The 17,365-nt window shown below is 49.1% G+C and carries 19 protein-coding genes, 2 rRNA genes, 1 pseudogene and 1 riboswitch; of the genes and pseudogenes, 20 read left to right on the forward strand and 2 right to left on the reverse strand.

Annotated elements, in window-relative coordinates; translation table 11 throughout:
• A 23S ribosomal RNA gene (locus L6H65_RS24025) occupies positions 1-120 on the forward strand; the annotation flags it as partial.
• A gap of 158 nt (positions 121-278) precedes the next feature.
• Positions 279-395, forward strand: a 5S ribosomal RNA gene (gene rrf, locus L6H65_RS24030).
• Between the two features lie 83 nt (positions 396-478).
• On the opposite strand, the gene L6H65_RS24035 is transcribed toward rrf, so the two are convergent.
• Positions 479-1,009, reverse strand: a complete 531-nt coding sequence (locus L6H65_RS24035; RefSeq protein WP_236346470.1) for a transposase — start codon at positions 1,007-1,009, stop codon at positions 479-481.
• Positions 1,010-1,241: 232 nt separating this feature from the next.
• Here L6H65_RS24035 and L6H65_RS24040 point away from each other — a divergent pair, with 232 nt between their 5' ends.
• From L6H65_RS24040 to rsmI, 10 genes are all read left to right on the forward strand, one after another.
• The gene (locus tag L6H65_RS24040; protein WP_236346473.1) at positions 1,242-1,430 is read left to right on the forward strand and encodes a sigma factor G inhibitor Gin; all 189 of its coding nucleotides are present in this window, start codon (positions 1,242-1,244) and stop codon (positions 1,428-1,430) included.
• Positions 1,431-1,589: 159 nt separating this feature from the next.
• Positions 1,590-3,161, forward strand: coding sequence for an aminotransferase class I/II-fold pyridoxal phosphate-dependent enzyme (locus L6H65_RS24045; protein ID WP_236346582.1), 1,572 nt, complete (start codon positions 1,590-1,592; stop codon positions 3,159-3,161).
• A gap of 67 nt (positions 3,162-3,228) precedes the next feature.
• Complete coding sequence (gene tmk / locus L6H65_RS24050) at positions 3,229-3,888, forward strand: dTMP kinase (protein WP_236346476.1); 660 nt, start codon at positions 3,229-3,231, stop codon at positions 3,886-3,888.
• Between the two features lie 29 nt (positions 3,889-3,917).
• The gene (darA, locus tag L6H65_RS24055; RefSeq protein ID WP_236346479.1) at positions 3,918-4,247 is read left to right on the forward strand and encodes a cyclic di-AMP receptor DarA; all 330 of its coding nucleotides are present in this window, start codon (positions 3,918-3,920) and stop codon (positions 4,245-4,247) included.
• Between the two features lie 16 nt (positions 4,248-4,263).
• The gene (locus tag L6H65_RS24060) at positions 4,264-4,707 is read left to right on the forward strand and encodes a YaaR family protein (RefSeq protein WP_236346482.1); all 444 of its coding nucleotides are present in this window, start codon (positions 4,264-4,266) and stop codon (positions 4,705-4,707) included.
• A 33-nt stretch (positions 4,708-4,740) separates the two neighbouring features.
• A complete protein-coding gene (gene holB / locus L6H65_RS24065) occupies positions 4,741-5,718 on the forward strand; it encodes a DNA polymerase III subunit delta' (RefSeq protein WP_236346485.1) in 978 nt (325 codons plus the stop codon).
• Positions 5,719-5,722: 4 nt separating this feature from the next.
• Positions 5,723-6,523, forward strand: a complete 801-nt coding sequence (locus L6H65_RS24070; protein ID WP_236346488.1) for a PSP1 domain-containing protein — start codon at positions 5,723-5,725, stop codon at positions 6,521-6,523.
• Positions 6,524-6,572: 49 nt separating this feature from the next.
• The gene (locus L6H65_RS24075) at positions 6,573-6,965 is read left to right on the forward strand and encodes an initiation-control protein YabA (protein ID WP_236346491.1); all 393 of its coding nucleotides are present in this window, start codon (positions 6,573-6,575) and stop codon (positions 6,963-6,965) included.
• A 79-nt stretch (positions 6,966-7,044) separates the two neighbouring features.
• Positions 7,045-7,818: a tRNA1(Val) (adenine(37)-N6)-methyltransferase gene (locus L6H65_RS24080; protein WP_236346494.1), complete on the forward strand. Its 774-nt coding sequence runs from the start codon at positions 7,045-7,047 to the stop codon at positions 7,816-7,818.
• Positions 7,815-8,726, forward strand: coding sequence for a 16S rRNA (cytidine(1402)-2'-O)-methyltransferase (gene rsmI, locus L6H65_RS24085; protein ID WP_236346497.1), 912 nt, complete (start codon positions 7,815-7,817; stop codon positions 8,724-8,726). Before L6H65_RS24080 ends, rsmI begins: the two co-directional genes overlap by 4 nt.
• Positions 8,727-8,842: 116 nt before the next feature.
• Here the strand turns inward: rsmI and L6H65_RS24090 are convergent, their stop codons facing one another.
• Positions 8,843-9,097 (reverse strand): AbrB/MazE/SpoVT family DNA-binding domain-containing protein, encoded by a 255-nt coding sequence (locus L6H65_RS24090; protein ID WP_236346500.1) that lies wholly within the window; start codon positions 9,095-9,097, stop codon positions 8,843-8,845.
• 272 nt (positions 9,098-9,369) lie between these two features.
• On the opposite strand from L6H65_RS24090, the gene L6H65_RS24095 reads away from it, so the two are divergent.
• From L6H65_RS24095 to L6H65_RS24130, 8 genes and pseudogenes are all read left to right on the forward strand, one after another.
• Positions 9,370-10,674 carry an HD domain-containing protein gene (locus L6H65_RS24095; protein WP_236346503.1) on the forward strand — a complete coding sequence of 435 codons (1,305 nt, stop codon included), beginning with the start codon at positions 9,370-9,372 and terminating at the stop codon, positions 10,672-10,674.
• Positions 10,675-10,690: 16 nt separating this feature from the next.
• Positions 10,691-11,458 (forward strand): TatD family hydrolase, encoded by a 768-nt coding sequence (locus tag L6H65_RS24100; RefSeq protein ID WP_236346506.1) that lies wholly within the window; start codon positions 10,691-10,693, stop codon positions 11,456-11,458.
• A gap of 185 nt (positions 11,459-11,643) precedes the next feature.
• A riboswitch (cyclic di-AMP (ydaO/yuaA leader) is annotated at positions 11,644-11,851 on the forward strand.
• A 241-nt stretch (positions 11,852-12,092) separates the two neighbouring features.
• The gene (locus tag L6H65_RS24105; protein WP_236346509.1) at positions 12,093-13,241 is read left to right on the forward strand and encodes a resuscitation-promoting factor; all 1,149 of its coding nucleotides are present in this window, start codon (positions 12,093-12,095) and stop codon (positions 13,239-13,241) included.
• A 117-nt stretch (positions 13,242-13,358) separates the two neighbouring features.
• A complete protein-coding gene (rnmV, locus tag L6H65_RS24110; RefSeq protein WP_236346512.1) occupies positions 13,359-13,940 on the forward strand; it encodes a ribonuclease M5 in 582 nt (193 codons plus the stop codon).
• The gene (gene rsmA / locus L6H65_RS24115) at positions 13,940-14,911 is read left to right on the forward strand and encodes a 16S rRNA (adenine(1518)-N(6)/adenine(1519)-N(6))-dimethyltransferase RsmA (protein ID WP_236346515.1); all 972 of its coding nucleotides are present in this window, start codon (positions 13,940-13,942) and stop codon (positions 14,909-14,911) included. The genes rnmV and rsmA overlap by 1 nt, the downstream gene beginning before the upstream one ends.
• Positions 14,912-14,995: 84 nt before the next feature.
• The gene (yabG, locus tag L6H65_RS24120; protein ID WP_236346518.1) at positions 14,996-15,883 is read left to right on the forward strand and encodes a sporulation peptidase YabG; all 888 of its coding nucleotides are present in this window, start codon (positions 14,996-14,998) and stop codon (positions 15,881-15,883) included.
• 150 nt (positions 15,884-16,033) lie between these two features.
• Complete coding sequence (gene veg / locus L6H65_RS24125) at positions 16,034-16,306, forward strand: biofilm formation stimulator Veg (protein ID WP_236346521.1); 273 nt, start codon at positions 16,034-16,036, stop codon at positions 16,304-16,306.
• A 411-nt stretch (positions 16,307-16,717) separates the two neighbouring features.
• Positions 16,718-16,885 (forward strand): annotated as a pseudogene (locus tag L6H65_RS24130) (small, acid-soluble spore protein, alpha/beta type); the annotation flags it as partial.
• Between the last annotated feature and the right edge of the window lie 480 nt (positions 16,886-17,365).

Here is a 17,365-nt window from a genome sequence, read left to right on the forward strand (position 1 = left end):
CTCAAGATGAGATTTCCCAATTCGTAAGACCCCTGGTAGACGACCAGGTTGATAGGTTCGGGGTGGAAGTGCAGCAATGCATGCAGCTGACGAATACTAATCGGTCGAGGGCTTATCCTATTATGGCTTTCTGAAGGGTTCCTTCCAGAGAGCAGAACCAGCTAATTGTTTCTTACGCAAACCTTTCGTATCCAGTTTTCAGGGTGTAACACCTTGAACGATTGCCTGTGATGAATGCTCGGCTGAGGCAACTCAGTGGATGCACCGCAACAATCCCGTTTGGTGGCGATGGCGGAGGGGACCCACGCGTTCCCATCTCGAACACGACCGTTAAGCCCTCCAGCGCCGATGGTACTTGGACCGCAGGGTCCTGGGAGAGTAGGACGTCGCCAAGCACGAAGAACCGACCGTGGTACACGGTCGGTTTTTTGTTATGCCAACAATTACAGCGACAGACTGTCTCGTCTGCCGCTGCATGCTAACGATGATAATAACTGACATCGGACGCTTGTATTCGAAGCACACCGTCACGACGGGCTTTGCGGAATTGTCGGAGCATTATGATGCGCGGAGCGAGAAACCATAGATGCCAGCTAATAAGGCTTATCATCTGAGCTTCAGTTGCCCAAGGATAGGCAACTCCGATGGCGCATAATCCTAGCCATAACATATGGCGATGCAATCGACGGAATAAGGCCAGCTCGATATGGGAGGTTGGAATATATCCAATCCATGGCGGGAAGATTCTCCAGCCCCATCTTTTATAGTCGGGTTCATCTACACGGATGAGTGTCAGTCGGATTATAATGAAGTGAATAATCTGTGTAGCTGCTATACCGATCCCAATGGCAATTGCGCCATCCAGACGATACATGAGAAGCTGGAATATGGACAACACCAGCGCAATAACAAGATGGCTCCACAGCAGCTCTTTTCGAACAACAATTTTTCGAACGAGTTGATATTGATATATGGTTGCTTTTATTTGTTCGACAAGCGCACCTCTCATGCAATCAACGCTCCTTCAAATAGCTATGACATATATCGGAATATATATGCGTTTTGTGAAGAGTTTCTATTAAAACGAGTACAAGCTGTCGCTTGCGTACATTCACCAATTCATGCTCATGCACATAAAATGTAGGGCTATTTGAAATAGGCTATGAAACAAGTATAGCCTGCTAGAATTTGCGGCATAATAATAGTAATGCTAATAATGAAGAATCGTGAGGTGCGTCAGGATGGAAGAACAAAGGGCTGAACAATTGTGTATTATTTGCGGGGATGAGAAGCAGGAGGGACTTCGCATTATTGATGGGTTTATTTGCGAGACATGCGAGCTGGAGATGGTTAGAACGGAAGTGCAGGATGCGAAATATCCATTCTTCATTCATCAGTTGAAGAGAATTTGGATTCAAAAGAATGCGTAACGAAGCAAGGGACGAAATCGCTTTCGATGCTGCTTATAATCCTTACTAATCTCGTCCGAAGGTACGGGAAGGTAGAGGGTTATTTTTTTTGAATAATTCAGTTAAGATGAAGGAATAGGCAGTGATGAAAGGACTAAACTTCTCATGACGGATAAAGATATGCGATGGCATGCTCCATTATATGAAAGAATAGATGAATGGAGGCGCACAAAACCAAGCAGCTTCCATGTTCCTGGACATAAGCATGGGGAGATGCTTGAGCTATTGGATGATGTCGATCACTCCGTGGCAGAGACGTTCCGGGCGTTGATGACGATGGATGTGACGGAGCTTTCGGTAACGGATGACTTGCATGATCCGACAGATGCGATTGCTGAGGCACAGCGGCTGGCTGCTCAATGCTATGGTGCAGATGAGACGTTCTTCCTGGTCGGCGGCAGTACGGCGGGGAATTTAGCCATGCTGCTTGCTTGCTGTAATCCGGGGGAGCTTATAATCGTTCAGCGCAATGCGCATAAATCGGTTATCAATGGCTTGGCGCTTGCCGGTGCTCAGGCTGTATTCCTGTCACCCCAGAGAGAGCTGCAGACAGGACTTGATGGTGTACCTTCGCTATTCGATGTTGAGGAGGCTTTGAAGCGCTATCCGCAAGCTCGGGCCGTGATGCTGACCAATCCCAGCTATTATGGCGCTTATATTGATCTGACACCCTATAGCGCTCTTATACATGAGCATGGAAAGCTGCTGTTAGTTGACGAGGCGCATGGCGCCCATTACGGGCATCACCCGGATTTTCCACGGTCGGCCATACAAGCTGGTGCAGATGCTGTCGTTCAATCGACGCATAAGACGCTGCCAGCACTTACAATGGGCGCTATGCTGCACTTACAGGGAGATAAAATCAATCGTGAGGCAATACGTCATTCACTGACTATGATACAAAGCTCCAGTCCTTCCTATCCCATCATGATATCGCTGGATATTGCCCGGGCAATGTTGGACAGGCTAGGAGCATCGATGTTCGAACAAGGTATTCGACGGGCGGATTCCTTCAGACGATGGGTAGCTTCTAATGAAAAGCTGCCATTCGAGGTCATTGACGGCAGCAAGCATCGCATAATTGAAAGGATGGACCCCCTGAGAATCGTGCTTCGCGATACTACGGGATGTTTATCCGGATATGAGCTGCAGCGGCAGCTGGAGCATAGAGGGTGCTGGGTAGAGATGGCAGACCCCGTCTATGTTGTTTTATTAATCGGAGCAGCAGTTTCAGAGAGGGATATAGGCCGACTTCAGGAGGCATTAAGCGAGATTGCGCGAAAATGTATTTTTAACGAGGGGATACATGCTTCGAAAGATCATGATAGCTCATATAATAATGCACGCAGTGATGCTTATATTAATGAAGCGATTGATTTACTCAGCAAGCATCATGAGATGGAATCTTTAGCTATGGAGGATCAATTGGAACGAATCTCAGAGCCAATCCTCTTCTCCCGAAGCGGAGTAGACGGAGACTCAATCGAACAAGTGTCAGTTGCGGTAGCAGCGGGAAGAATTGCTGCAGAGGCCGTTATTCCGTATCCGCCGGGGATTCCGATCCTTTACATGGGTGAACGGATCTCAGCAAAAGCGGCAGCCTACATTGCCAAGCTTGCTGGGTACGGTGCAAGATGCCAAGGAGCGATGGATCCAACGATGAAGACTATTGCTGTTATAAGGCGCAGTTAGACATTTACGCCTGCATTGGCTTTGTTATGTTATGATAAGGGTATAAACAGACAGAGGAGTTCTTCGTTTGAATAAAGGATGGTTTATAACAGTTGAAGGCGGCGAAGGAGCCGGTAAAACAACTTTAATAGAAGGCATTGCAAGCGGATTGAATAAACAGGGATTGCGTGTAGTGACAACACGAGAGCCTGGAGGCATCCCTATTGCTGAGCAAATTCGAAGCATTGTGCTGGATCAGGCGAATACCGCTATGGATGCACGGACGGAAGCGCTGCTCTATGCTGCGGCTAGAAGACAGCATCTCGCGGAGAAGGTTATGCCGGCCTTGGCTGAAGGCAAAATGGTTATTTGCGATCGCTTCGTGGATAGCAGCTTGGCATATCAAGGACATGCGAGAGGGCTGGGGCTGGATGAGGTATGGTCCATTAACCGATTTGCTATAGAAGGAGCTATGCCGGATTTGACGCTATTGATGGACCTCTCTCCAGAGGTAGGGCTCGCCCGTATTCATGGGGCTTCCGGTCGTGAGATCAACCGCCTGGACTTGGAGGGACTCGCATTCCATGAGCTTGTTCGGGAAGGTTATATAAAGCTGCTCCAGCGTGAGCCGGAGCGAATTGTGCGCATAGACGCTGAACAGTCAGCAGAGAAGATATTAAATGAAGCATTAGCAATCATTATTGCCCGGTTTGAAGGATTATTCGCAGGTGATGTCAAACAGTTATAGTACAGCGATTTCAATAGGAGGGGTATCCGATGAAATTAGTGATTGCGATCGTACAGGACAAGGACAGCAACCGATTGTCTAATGCTCTCGTTCGTGAAGGATTCAGAGCGACGAAGCTTGCAAGCACAGGTGGATTTCTCCGAGCGGGGAATACGACATTTATGATCGGTATTGAGGATGAGCGTGTGCCTGATGTCATGCAGGTTATTAAATCGAACTGCAAGGTGCGCGATCAGCTTGTGTCACCGATATCTCCAATGGGCAGCACGACAGATGCCTACATTCCGTTTCCGGTTGAAGTTCAGGTAGGTGGAGCAGCCGTATTCGTTGTACCTGTTGAACGATTTGAACATTTCTGATTGGACGTGAATAGCAATGAAGATTAATCCAGGCTGGCGTCCTCTCGGTCAAGACCGCGCTCGTACCGATCACGGTGCGAAGCCCGTTCAGATGAGAAACTTCGCAGATGTGATGAGTCATCAGGATGAGCAACGAACGATGGAGCAGCTGCAGCAGAAGCTGCAGGATATTCATAATCAGGGTGAGCGGTTAACCCGCTCTATGACCGTGCGCGAGCTGAAGCTGTATCGGCAGATGGTCAAGCAATTTCTTGAAGATACACTGGGGCGCGGTGTTGGACTGAAGGAAACAAGAGGATTTGATCGGCGGGGACGCACGAAACGGTACAAGCTGCTCGATGAGCTGGATTCCGCGCTCATTGCAATGGGCGAGGAACTGCTTGAGAGTGAAGAAGGCAGAATGGAGCTGCTTGCGAAGATCGGAGATATCCGCGGCATGCTCATTAATTTGTTTTTTTAGTGGAACTGCGGTATTCGGAGGGGAAACACCTGTATGAGCATGGCAGAATTAACCGGACAGCCTAAGGCACAACGCATTCTACAATATGCGATTGCGAGCGGCAAGGTGTCGCATGCGTATTTATTCAGCGGTCCGCAAGGAAGCGGAAGAATGGCGATGGCGAATGCATTCGCACAAGCGCTGTTCTGTACAAGCGGGGGAGACGACGCATGTGGTCAATGTCTGGAATGCCGGAAGTTCGAGCACGGCAATCAGATGGATCTTCACCTTGTGGAGCCGGACGGCAATTCCATTAAGATCGATCAGATTCGCGAGCTTCAGAAGGAGCTTTCTTATCGAAATTCAGGCACGCAGCGCAAGATTTATATTATGCAGCGTGCGGAGACGATGACGCTGCAGGCTGCCAACAGCCTGCTTAAATATCTGGAGGAACCGCAATCATCGGTTGTGGCTATTTTGCTTACGGAGAACGGACAAGCCATGCTGCCTACGATACGTTCACGGACGCAGCTGGTTCCCTTTATGCCGCTGGCGCCAGAGGTTATGCTGCAGACACTTGCTATGGAAGGATTTCCGCAATTATCAGTCCGTGCGGCGGTTCATCTGGCATCAGGGCTGGAGGCGTGCCGTGTCATTATCCAACAGAATGGGTTTGCAGAAATGAGAAACGTAGTGATACAATTAGGGAAGGATAGTGGAACCCGATTCACCGCGGCTATGCTGTCCGCCCATCAGCAAGTGTTCAAAACGAGTCTTGGCGAACAGCCTCAGCTGCTGTTGGCACTACTTGTTTTATGGTATAAAGATATGATTCATTTTCAAGCTGGAAGACAAGAAGCAATCGTTTTTATAGATCAGATTGATTGGATCAGCAAGCATGCATTCGCACGCCCAGTGGAAGGCTGGGTGAACTGTATCGAGCATACGCTTGAAGCGGGTAAACGAATGAAGGCGCATGTGTCGCCGCAGTTGGCGATCGAGCAGCTACTAATCCGCATACAGGAGGGGTGATGGATTGTATAACGTGGTTGGTGTCCGTTTTAAGAAGGCGGGCAAAATCTATTACTTCGATCCCGTTGAGTTCCCAATCGACAAAGAACAGCATGTTATTGTTGAGACTGCAAGAGGGATCGAATACGGCAAAGTGGTGGTAGGACAGAAACAAGTCGGTGAATCGGATGTTGTCCTTCCGCTTAAGCGGGTCATACGAATTGCTGGTGACAACGATGCTAAGGTCGTTGAAGAGAACAAGACGGCAGCGCGGAATGCCTTTTCCATCTGTCTGGAGAAGATTAGAGATCATCAGTTGAAAATGAAGCTGGTCGATGTTGAATTTACGTTTGACCGCAATAAAATCATTTTTTACTTTACGGCTGAGGGACGTGTCGACTTTCGCGAGCTTGTCAAAGACCTGGCCAGCGTATTCCGTACTCGAATTGAACTGCGTCAGATTGGCGTGCGTGATGAAGCGAAGATGCTCGGCGGTATTGGTCCCTGTGGCCGCGTGCTGTGCTGCTCATCTTGGCTGGGCGACTTCGAGCCTGTCTCTATCAAAATGGCGAAGGATCAGAATCTCTCCCTTAACCCGACGAAGATATCCGGCTTGTGCGGCAGACTGATGTGCTGCCTCAAGTACGAGCATGACAATTATGAGAGTATTCGCGAGGAGATGCCGGCAGTTGGCAAGGTCGTTGTTACTTCTCTTGGAGAGGGTAAAGTGACCGGCATTAACGCAGGCTCCAAAACCGTGTACGTCCAGCTCTTTGAAGGCGGCAAGCCTAAGGAGCTTGCGCTTGATGATGTTGTGATCAAATAAAGATATCAGCTGATAGTCCAGAGCAGAACTGTCTTTTTGGGGTGGGAATGTGAGAAAAAACGATATTTTTACTCAAATGGATGCGCTGGAGTCGAACATGGGCAGCCTGCACAGCGAGCTTGGATCGCTGAAGGGAAAAATTAAAGCGCTTCTTGAAGAGAATAAGCGATTAAGTATAGAAAACCAGCAGCTGCGCAAAATATTAAAGCGCGAGACTGCGATTCATCTGCCAGCAGAAGAAGCGGTTGATGTTGCTGCTTCAGCCCAAACACTGTCAGCAGAAATGCCCGAGGCAGTAGACTTTGCTGCTGTGGTAGGTGAAGGACATGATAATTTGGCGCGTTTATACCATGAGGGATTTCATATTTGCAATTTGTATTACGGTCATTTGCGAACGGAAGGCGATTGTCTATTCTGTCTTTCCTTCCTTAATAAAGAGTAAGGCGAACAAGACTCCTGCCACCAGGGGTCTTGTTTTGCTTGTGATGATAATTTTATTGGAAAGCGGGGTCTCGTTAATTATGTCGACTGAAATTACGCTGGAGTCGAATGAACGGCTCGATGATCTGCTAACTCATCAGTTGCACATTATTCAGAGCCGAGAGGTGTTTAGCTTCTCTATGGATGCTGTTCTGCTGGCACGATTCGCTGGCGTTCCCCCCAGAGGGAGAATTCTTGATTTGTGTACAGGCAATGGTGTTGTGCCGTTGCTCTTAACGACAAGAACGAAGGCGATTATTGATGCTGTCGAGATTCAGCCAAGGCTTGCAGACATGGCCAGACGCAGCATTGCGTGGAATAAGCTGGATGAGCGAATTCGAATCTATGAGGGCGATCTAAGGCTGTTTCATGAGGAGGTCGGTCATGGCGCCTATGATGCCGTTACGGTCAACCCTCCTTATATGCCAGCAGGCAGCGGGGATCGCAATGAGAATGAGCATTTTGCAATGGCCAGACATGAGATGAATGGCTCTTTGGATGAGATTGTTGCTGCTTGCTCGCGGTTGGTACGAGCCGGCGGTCGAGTCTCTATGGTGCATCGTCCATCACGGCTGATCGAAATTGTAGAGGCCATGCGCAAGTGGAGGCTGGAGCCGAAGCGAATGCGCTTTGTCCATCCGTATGTGGGAGCGGAAGCGAATATGGTGCTCATCGAGGCAGCCAAGGATGGCAAGCCGGAGCTAAGGCTGCTGCCCCCGTTGATTGCTTATACCCACGAGCGGAATTATACAGAGGAAATGATGGGAATCTATTATGGGAATAATAACCCGGGAGCGAGGGAAGTATCATCATGAATGTACAACGCAGCTTTATAGCGGCAAGTGGCGGCGAGAAGGTGTCGAATGGGAGCGGGACCTTATATTTGGTAGGGACTCCGATTGGCAATTTAGAGGATATGACATTTCGCGCTATCCGTACTTTGAAGGAAGTGGGGCTTATCGCAGCAGAGGATACTAGACAAACGAGAAAGCTGCTTACCCATTTCGAAATATCGACTCGGCTTGTCAGCTATCATGAGCATAATAAGGAAGCAAGCGGCATGGAGTTAATTCGGCTGCTGGAGGAAGGTCAATCGATCGCGCTTGTGAGCGATGCAGGCCTGCCGGCAATTTCTGATCCCGGTGCTGACCTGGTAAAGGCCGCTGCAGAGCGGGACATTGTGGTTGTGCCGATTCCCGGTGCGAATGCCGCCTTATCAGCGCTCATTATATCCGGTCTGCCGACTGATCGATTCACCTTCATGGGATTCCCGCCACGGGAGCGGAAAAGTCTCAATGAATGGCTGAAGCACAGCCGGAAGGAACAGGGGACGATCATATGCTACGAATCGCCGCATCGGGTAATGAAGACATTGAATGCCATTCTGGAGCAGTGGGGTGATCGTCCGATTGCAATGGTGAGAGAATTGACGAAGCGTCATGAGGAAGCGGCACGAGGTACGGTAACAGAATGTATAGCTTGGCTAAGCGAGCATCCCCCTCTTGGAGAATATTGCCTTGTAATTGGCGGAGCGTCTGAAGCTGATGCTGAAGCTGCCCAATTGGCGGAGGATGGGCGTTCCTGGTGGAAGGAGCTTGATATTGAGGAGCATGTTAATCGGTATGAGGCAGAGCTGGGAGACCGCAAAGAGGCAATCAAACGCGCAGCTCAGGATCGAGGTTTGTCGAAGCGGGATGTTTATAATGAGGTTATGAAAAAATAAAAAAAGGGCCTTCCTGATCGGGTTCAAGAATCAGGAAGGCAGTAAGGAGATATTAAAAAGGTTAGAATTAACAAGTGCGGTAAATGTATTATAACCTATATTTCTCGTTTTGTCTCTTATTTTGTAGCAGGAGTAGGCATTTCTGATAAACAAACGTTACAAACGATTTTTCCTTTGAAGTAAGATACATTCTCAGCGTTGCCGCAGAAGATACAAGCAGGCTCGTATTTCTTCAGCATAATGCGCTCTCCGTCTACATAAATCTCAAGCGCGTCTTTCTCTCCGATGCCCAGTGTCCGGCGCAGTTCGATAGGAATAACTACACGGCCAAGCTCATCAACTTTACGGACAATACCAGTGGATTTCATCATAATATATCCATGTCCCCTCTCAGTTACTTAATTCGTCACGTTTCGACAAAATTCTATTATTTCTTGTCTCTATAATACCAACGTTTCCCATAATAGTCAACCTTGATTTATATGCAAAAAACGCCAATTTTCCTCGTCTATGCTGAAGAGATAAGGTATAATACACATCACTAAGCGTACAACAACGACATGCATTTGGAAATGAAAAAGCGACATCATTCGACATTATTCCGACATTTTGTGTCGAAAAATTGAACAAAGGGGGTTTTATAATGACAAGACAGCAGCGGCCGCTAGCAGAGGAGAAAGTATTCAAGGATCCCGTGCATAAATATATTTACGTTCAGGATCAGACCATCTGGAATCTCATCAATACAAAGGAGCTTCAAAGGCTGCGGAGAATCCGTCAGCTCGGAACCTCCTATCTGACCTTCCATGGCGCCGAGCATAGCCGATTCTCTCATTCGCTCGGTGTATACGAGATTACGCGAAAGATCATTTCGCAATTCGAGAGGAGCGGCTATGCGGACTGGCCGAAGGAGGAGAAGCTTGTCTCTCTCTGTGCGGCGCTGCTGCATGATATAGGACATGGCCCGTTCTCGCACTCGATAGAAGAGGTTTTTGACACCCATCACGAGGATTGGACCTGCCGTATATTATTAGAAGATACAGAAGTGAATGCTGTTCTTCGCGAGTTCGATCCAAGCTTCCCGGAGCGTATTGCTGCGGTCATTCGCAAGACATACCATCAGCCAATCGTAATCAGTCTTGTATCGAGTCAGATGGACGCCGACCGGATGGATTATTTGCTGCGGGATGCCTATTATACCGGGGTCAACTACGGCACCTTCGATCTCGATCGCATCTTGCGTGTTCTAAGGCCGCATCAGGGTCGAATTGTAGTGAAGGAAAGCGGCATGCATGCTGTTGAAGATTATTTGATGTCCCGCTATCAGATGTACTGGCAGGTTTACTTCCATCCGGTCACCCGAAGCTCGGAAATTATATTGAGACAAATATTTCGCAGAGCCAAGGAATTATACGGGGGTGGCTACTCCTTTCAGTGGATAATCGAACCTCTCAGGCAGCTGTTGGAAGGTACTTTGAATGTAGATGGCTACCTCTCTCTTGATGAAGCGCTTGTCCAAACGGCATTCACGCAGTGGACCTATGAACCGGACGAGCTCCTGTCTGATCTGTGCAAACGATTCTTACACCGAAAGTTATATAAATATGTAGCGATGGACAATGCTGATGATGAGCTGTGGGAAGAAATACGCGAGCAGTTTATTGCGATTGGCCTGAATCCGGATTACCATCTGGAAATCGACTTTCCCTATGATATGCCGTATGATGTATATCGTCCGGGTACGCGGGCGGTGGAGAATGAGAAGCCTCCAATCCTGCTCCTTGACAATGAGGACAGGTTATCCGAAATATCGGCCAAATCTGATATTATTCGCTCCATTACAGGGCTTCACCAAGGCAAATACCATTTGTATTACCCTGAGGAGCCAGTTCGCGAATCAGCGCATAAATTGAAGCCGCATATCCGCGAATTTTTTGGTTTCATGTAGAAAGGAGATATATAGGATGTTGATTGATACACATACGCACTTGGATTCTTATAAATTTGACGAGGACCGCGCGGAAGTCATCGAACGGGCGCGGGCGGCAGGTGTCGAAACACTGATTAATGTCGGCTTCAACCGGGAGACGATACCGTCAACGATGGCGCTTGCGGAGCAGCACGAGTTCATCTATGCAGTCGTTGGCTGGCATCCGGTGGACAGCATTGATATGCGCCCGGAGGATCTCGATTGGATTGCTTCATTATGTGATCATAAGAAGGTGGTAGCAATCGGCGAGATAGGATTGGATTATCACTGGGACACCTCACCCAAAGACGTGCAGCAGCGTGTATTCCGTGAGCAGATCAGGCTGGCCCTTGACAAGCGCATGCCCATCGTCATTCATAATCGCGATGCGCATGAGGATGTCGTACATATATTGAAGGAAGAGAATGCGAAAGCTGTCGGCGGGGTCATGCATTGCTTCTCCGGCAGCTGGGAAACAGCCAAGCAATGTCTCGACATGAACTTCTATATTTCGTTCGGCGGACCTGTAACTTTCCAGAATGCGCGAGTGCCGAAGGAGGTTCTGAGACAGGTTCCACTAGACCGAATTCTTATCGAAACGGATTCCCCGTATTTAGCCCCTCATCCATATAGAGGAAAAAGAAATGAGTCCGCTTATGTTCGTCTTGTAGCCGAAACGGCAGCGGAGATAACAGGTAAAACTGTGGAAGAAATTGCTAAAATTACGAGCGAAAATGCAAAGAAATGTTTTAACATCTCTTGAAAACCGCTTTGAAAGCAAGGATTTGGGACTATTCCGGTGAAAAAACTGATTTTGATCCATGAAATCGCTCGTTTTTGACGTGATTTTCCTAAAAATTCGTTAAAATCGTCATTAATCGCTTCTTTACAATGAGGCGTAAAAGACGGTATCATTCATCTCAGAGCATATGAATACCTGTATTCCTTTTCCAAATAACGCTTAATCTCCGAATCGGAGAGCGGGGGAACCAAGTGTGCAAGACTGTCGCCATGAGCGGCTAGTTGTCAACATTGAATTCCTATCTTGGGGTGAATTTTGCGAGTGGCGAACTTCTGTTGGAAGCGTCATAGCGAATAGGGCGACTCTCACGCCCGAATCCGACAGCTAACCTCGTCAGCGTAAATAAGAGAGATCAACCTCGTGCATCTAATCCATGTCCCAATAGGTCTAACTGGGAAGCCACGAAACAGATCCTCTGTCGTCGGGCTTCTTTTATTTTGAATATTAAGCCGGTTGACGACATAGGGTGTTACATGGAGGTGGGCATAGGGAGGAACATAGGAGTAGCGTGCTTGCACGCTAACTAACTACAAATAGTACCGTCAAATGTAATCATGCAAATTCGACGGCGGGGCTATGAAGGAGGACCGAAGAAGTGGGCGCACTCCAGCTTAAGGACACCCATGGTAAACGATCATCCAGCATGTCTTTCGCATTGCGATGGAAGCATGAGAACTTGCGTTTAATTGTACTAAGCGCTATGATCTCAATCGCTATGACTTTCATGTTTCTGGTGTTGTTGTACGGAACGGCTGACAAAAGCGTATCCGTAGTAGTGAACGGACAAGAAACCGTTGTTTCGACAAAACAATGGGTCCTTCAACGCCTACTGGATGAACAAGCCATCAAGATCGGGCCGCACGATGAAGTATCCTTGCCCATGAATGCGGGTATCAAGGACGGCGACCGAATTGTAATCGATCAGGCATATCCCCTGACGGTAAAGGCTGACGGCAAGGTAAGAACGTTGTACACGACAGAAAGAACGGTTCAGGCGGCGATCGGTCAAGCTGACATATCGATACGCAATCAAGACAAAGTGTTCCCTTCCTTGGGTGCTGCAATCGAACCGAATATGACCGTAACGGTCATCCGTATCGACAAGAAGTACTCCGAGAGCGAGCACAAGATCCCCTTCACTGTTGTGAAGAAGGATGACCCTAAGCTAGACAAGGGCAAACAGAAGATGGTGCAAGCCGGTCAAGATGGAATGATTCGCAAGCGGTTTGAGAGTGTATATGCAGACGGTGTTCTCATCTCTCAGACACTCGTTACGAAAGCAACAGAGACGGCTAAGGTGGACAAAGTGGTTGCTGTAGGAACGAAGAAGCTTGAGCCGAAGGTGACCGTATTATCCGCCAAGACTCCAAGCGTTACGACGCTGACGAAGAGCGGGAAAGATCTGAAGGCGAAGAAAGTGCTGAACAACGTGACTCTGACTGCGTATACGGCAGGCGTTGCTTCGACGGGCAAGAGCAAGAAGCATCCGCAATACGGGATTACCGCATCGGGTGCGCGTGTTCAAGAGGGACGTACCATCGCGGTCGATCCGAAGGTCATTCCAATTGGCTGGTGGGTTTACATCGAAGGCATTGGCTTCCGTCGTGCAGAGGATACGGGCAGTGCAATTAAAGGGAATAAGATTGATGTTTATTTCGAGAGCGAATCGTATGCCGAGAAGTTTGGCCGCAAGCGGGGATTCACTGTCTATGTGATCGGTCCGAAGAAACCAGACTCCATTTAATGGGCGCGATGAAGCTGTGATTTATTCATATCGTAATTCAAACCTAAATATGCCATCATAAGAAGAGGCGATGCCTCTTCTTTTTGTATGTTTGTCTGAATGGAGTGAATGCTGGACATGATGAAGGAAATCATTGTAGTGGAGGGCAAGGATGATACGGTCGCGATCAAACGCGCTGTTGATGCAGAGACCATCGAGACCGGCGGCTCGGCTATCGGCGAAGATGTGCTCCGCCGGGTGAAGCTGGCTCAGGAGCGTCGTGGCGTTATTATATTTACGGACCCGGATCATGCCGGTGAGCGTATACGCAAAATTGTCTCGCGGCATGTCCCAGGCTGCAAGCATGCGTTCCTGCCGCAGGAGGATGCGCTGTATAAGGGCGATATCGGCGTGGAGAATGCCTCGCCTGAGGCGATCAGGAGGGCGCTGGCTAATGTGCGCACGGAAATCGCAGCAGATGATGAGGCGCAGTCAGGTGGGGCAGCAGCTGCGATCGCGATGGATGATCTGATGGAAGCGGGGCTGCTCGTTCATCCCCAGGCATCGGACAGGCGACTCAGGATGGGCAAGCTGCTCGGTATCGGCTATGCCAACGGTAAGCAGTTCTATAAGCGATGTTCGATGTTCCGAATTACGCGGGAGGAATTTCAGCAGGCGTATGAACAAATGGAGCGCGAGCTTGAAGGAGGGGCGTCATAATGGACGGACAAGGTATCCAAGGGGCAGCAGCCAGTGGGGATGCAGGGACAAGCGGTACAGTGCAGACAGGGACAGGAGCTAAGCCGTCCTCGCAAGGGGATGTAGGGACCCCAAGACGAACGAAAGACATTATCTCGAAGTATGGCTTCTCATTCAAGAAGAGTCTTGGACAGAACTTCCTGATTGATCAGAATATACTGCGCAAGATTGTCGCCGCTGCCGAGCTGGATGGGTCGAAGGGGGCTCTTGAGATCGGACCTGGCATCGGCGCCTTGACCGAGCAGCTGGCGCAAGCAGCAGGGCGTGTAACCGCTGTAGAGATTGATAACCGGCTTATCCCCATTCTGAGAGATGTGCTGGCGGATTCGCCGAATGTTCATGTTGAGCATGGGGATGTTCTGAAGCTGAATCTGGAGGAGCTGATTGCGAAGCAGTTCGCAGGACTCAATGGAGTAAGTGTTGTTGCCAACCTCCCTTATTATGTCACAACGCCAATCCTGATGAAGCTGCTGGAGGAGAAGCTGCCGCTGCAGCATATTGTTGTCATGATTCAGAAGGAAGTCGCAGAGCGGATGGCAGCGAAGCCAGGGGGCAAGGAATACGGCAGCCTTAGTATTGCTGTGCAGTATTACAGTGAGCCAGAGCTGGTGTGCATTGTACCCCATACGGTCTTCATTCCACAGCCGAATGTTGATTCCGCAGTTATTAAGCTTAAGGTAAGGGACAAGCCTCCTGTTGATGTTGCAGATGAGGGTCATTTCTTCCGTACAGTACAGGCATGCTTCGCACAGAGGCGCAAGACGATTGCGAATAATTTGACAGCATACGTCGGCAAAGTCCATCGAGAGTCGCTAGGACCGCTGTTGCAGAGCTGCGGCATAGACCCGTCAAGGCGCGGGGAGACGCTCTCGCTCGCTGAGTATGCGGTGCTTAGCCGCACGCTAATAGAAGCGGGGCTGCCGGAAGCGTAGAGGGAGCAGCTTTGAATTTGCCTCATGGAGGGAAGCACCAATGATCGTGTCCGCCCATAGGATAGACGAAGAGGTGATTTGCCCATGAAGCAAGGGGACCTGGTCGTCCGCAAATCATACGGCGGGGACGTGATATTCCGCATTTCGACCATAGATGAGCATCGACAAGCAGCTGTACTTAAAGGCACGGACTACCGGCTGCTTGCAGACGCGCCGATTCCCGACTTGTCCGTTGTCCGTGATCCGGAAGTAACGGGTGCAGCGAAGCAAGTTCGAGTCAAAGTCAATGCGTCGATGAAGCGGATGCAAGAACAGCGTCAACAGCAGGTGCAGCAAAATGAGAACGAGCTGCGGCGGGCTTCGAACCAGAGCCAGCCGTATTTTGAACTGCCAGGAAAAGTGCTTCACTTGGACGGGGACGGAAACTACATGAAGAAGAGCATGCAGCTGTATACGCAGATGCGTGTTCCCGCTTATGGCCTGCATGTGCATGAGTCGCAAATGACAGAAATCGTCTACCGGCTACTGCCACAGCTTAAGCCGGATATTATCGTAATTACCGGCCATGACGGTGTGCTCAAGAATCGGGTCAACAAGGATCTATACAGCTTATCCAGCTACAAAAATTCGCAGAACTTTGTGAATGCGGTCAATGTTGCGCGGGAATATGAGAAGAATCGGGATAGCTTGATCGTTATTGCCGGCGCCTGTCAATCCCATTACGAAGCGCTGCTGCAGACAGGGTCTAATTTCGCCAGCTCACCGGGTCGTGTTCTCATCCATGCGCTTGATCCTGTCTATGTCGCCATCAAAGCGAGCTATACATCGATTCGTGAGACGATTAGCCTGACAGATGTCATTAGCGGCACAATTAGCGGGATTGATGGAGTAGGCGGCATTGAGACGCTCGGCAAGTATCGTGTTGGCCTGCCTAAGCCGAAGATTTTGTCCAGTGTGAAAGCAACTTTATAATATGCCTTGTTCGTTATAAATTATTCACGCAAACGAAAAAATAGCTTTTTCTTTGTTGACAATTCATTTACTTCGCTGTTATAATAATAATTTTTTGACAAACGCCACCTCTTTGGTTATAATGGACAAGGAAAGAGGTGGTAGTGGATAATGGCAAAAAATGCGCTGTTGGAGATCAAACGCAGTTTGGAAGCCCATGTCGGCTCCAAAATACGTCTTCGAGCAAACGGTGGTCGCCGAAAGACCATCGAACGGACCGGTGTGTTGGAAGAAATCTACCCTTCTGTTTTCATTGTCAAACTCGACCAGGAGCAGCATGCATTCAAACGGGTCTCCTATAGCTATGCGGATATTTTGACCGAGTCGGTCGAAGTGACTGTAGATAGCGATGACGGTCAAGTGCGCATTTCGTTTATGCAATAACCATGTATATTTAAGGTTTACCAATGGAGCGCGGCTAATTAGAGCCGCGTTCTTTTTTTTTTGCGGCCCAAAATGGGCAGCATGTTTCTTCCGTGTGAGAGGTATGTGGCTGTGAGGGCCGAGCCGAGATCGTTTTCGAAGCTTGAAGGAGCGGGCAGAAGTAACGTCGGTGAGGACCGTAAGGTGATGAAACACGCTTATAGGGTGGTGAAAGGTACGCGATCGGTCAAGTAAGCGGATAAAAACGTCTTACAGACCGAGGGAGCGGGTAAAAGTAACGTTGGCGAAGATGGTAAGAAGATGAAACACGCTTACAAAGGTGTAAAAGGTTTTTGAGCGTCGACTGTTTGTATGAGAACACGGATATGACACATACTAATGGCAATCCAATGGACGAAGGAGGATTATCGTATGGGTCGTAGAAATCGAAGCTTCATGAGTGAGCAGTTGAAGAATGAATTAGCGAAGGACTTGGGGTTCTATGATACAGTTCAACGTGAGGGCTGGGGAGGCATAAAGGCGAAGGACGCAGGAAATATGGTCAAGCGAGCGATTCAGCTTGCAGAGCAGGCTGCAGCAGGACAACACGCGCAACAGAGCGCGCAGCAGGCTCAGCAATACGCACAGCAGTCTCAGCCGAGCGTGCCGCAGTCTCAACAATACGCACAGCAGTCTCAGCCGAGCGTGCTGCAGTCCCAGCCGAGCGTGCCGCAGTCTCAGCAATACGCGCAGCCGAGCGTGCTGTCTCAGCAAAATGTGCCGTATCCGTCTCAACAGAGCGCGCAGCAGGCTCAGCACAATATCGTGCATAATGTGGAGGCTGGAGCAGTAGTGCAATCGGCGGGTCGGCCGCAGGCATTGAATCAACAATCTTCCTATCCATCCAGAGCTTCGCAATATGCAGGGAATATTCCTTACGTACAGCAGAAAATCCAGCATGCAGGACAGTCTGATTTATACGGGCAATAACGAATACAGGCGGGTTCCGGCTAAGATGTCATTGCGATTGCATAAGCAGCGCAAAAGGACATCTTAGCTTTTCTTATGTCCTTTTGATAA

This window comes from Paenibacillus plantiphilus, assembly GCF_927798095.1.
Classification (GTDB): Bacteria; Bacillota; Bacilli; order Paenibacillales; family Paenibacillaceae; genus Paenibacillus_Z; species Paenibacillus_Z plantiphilus.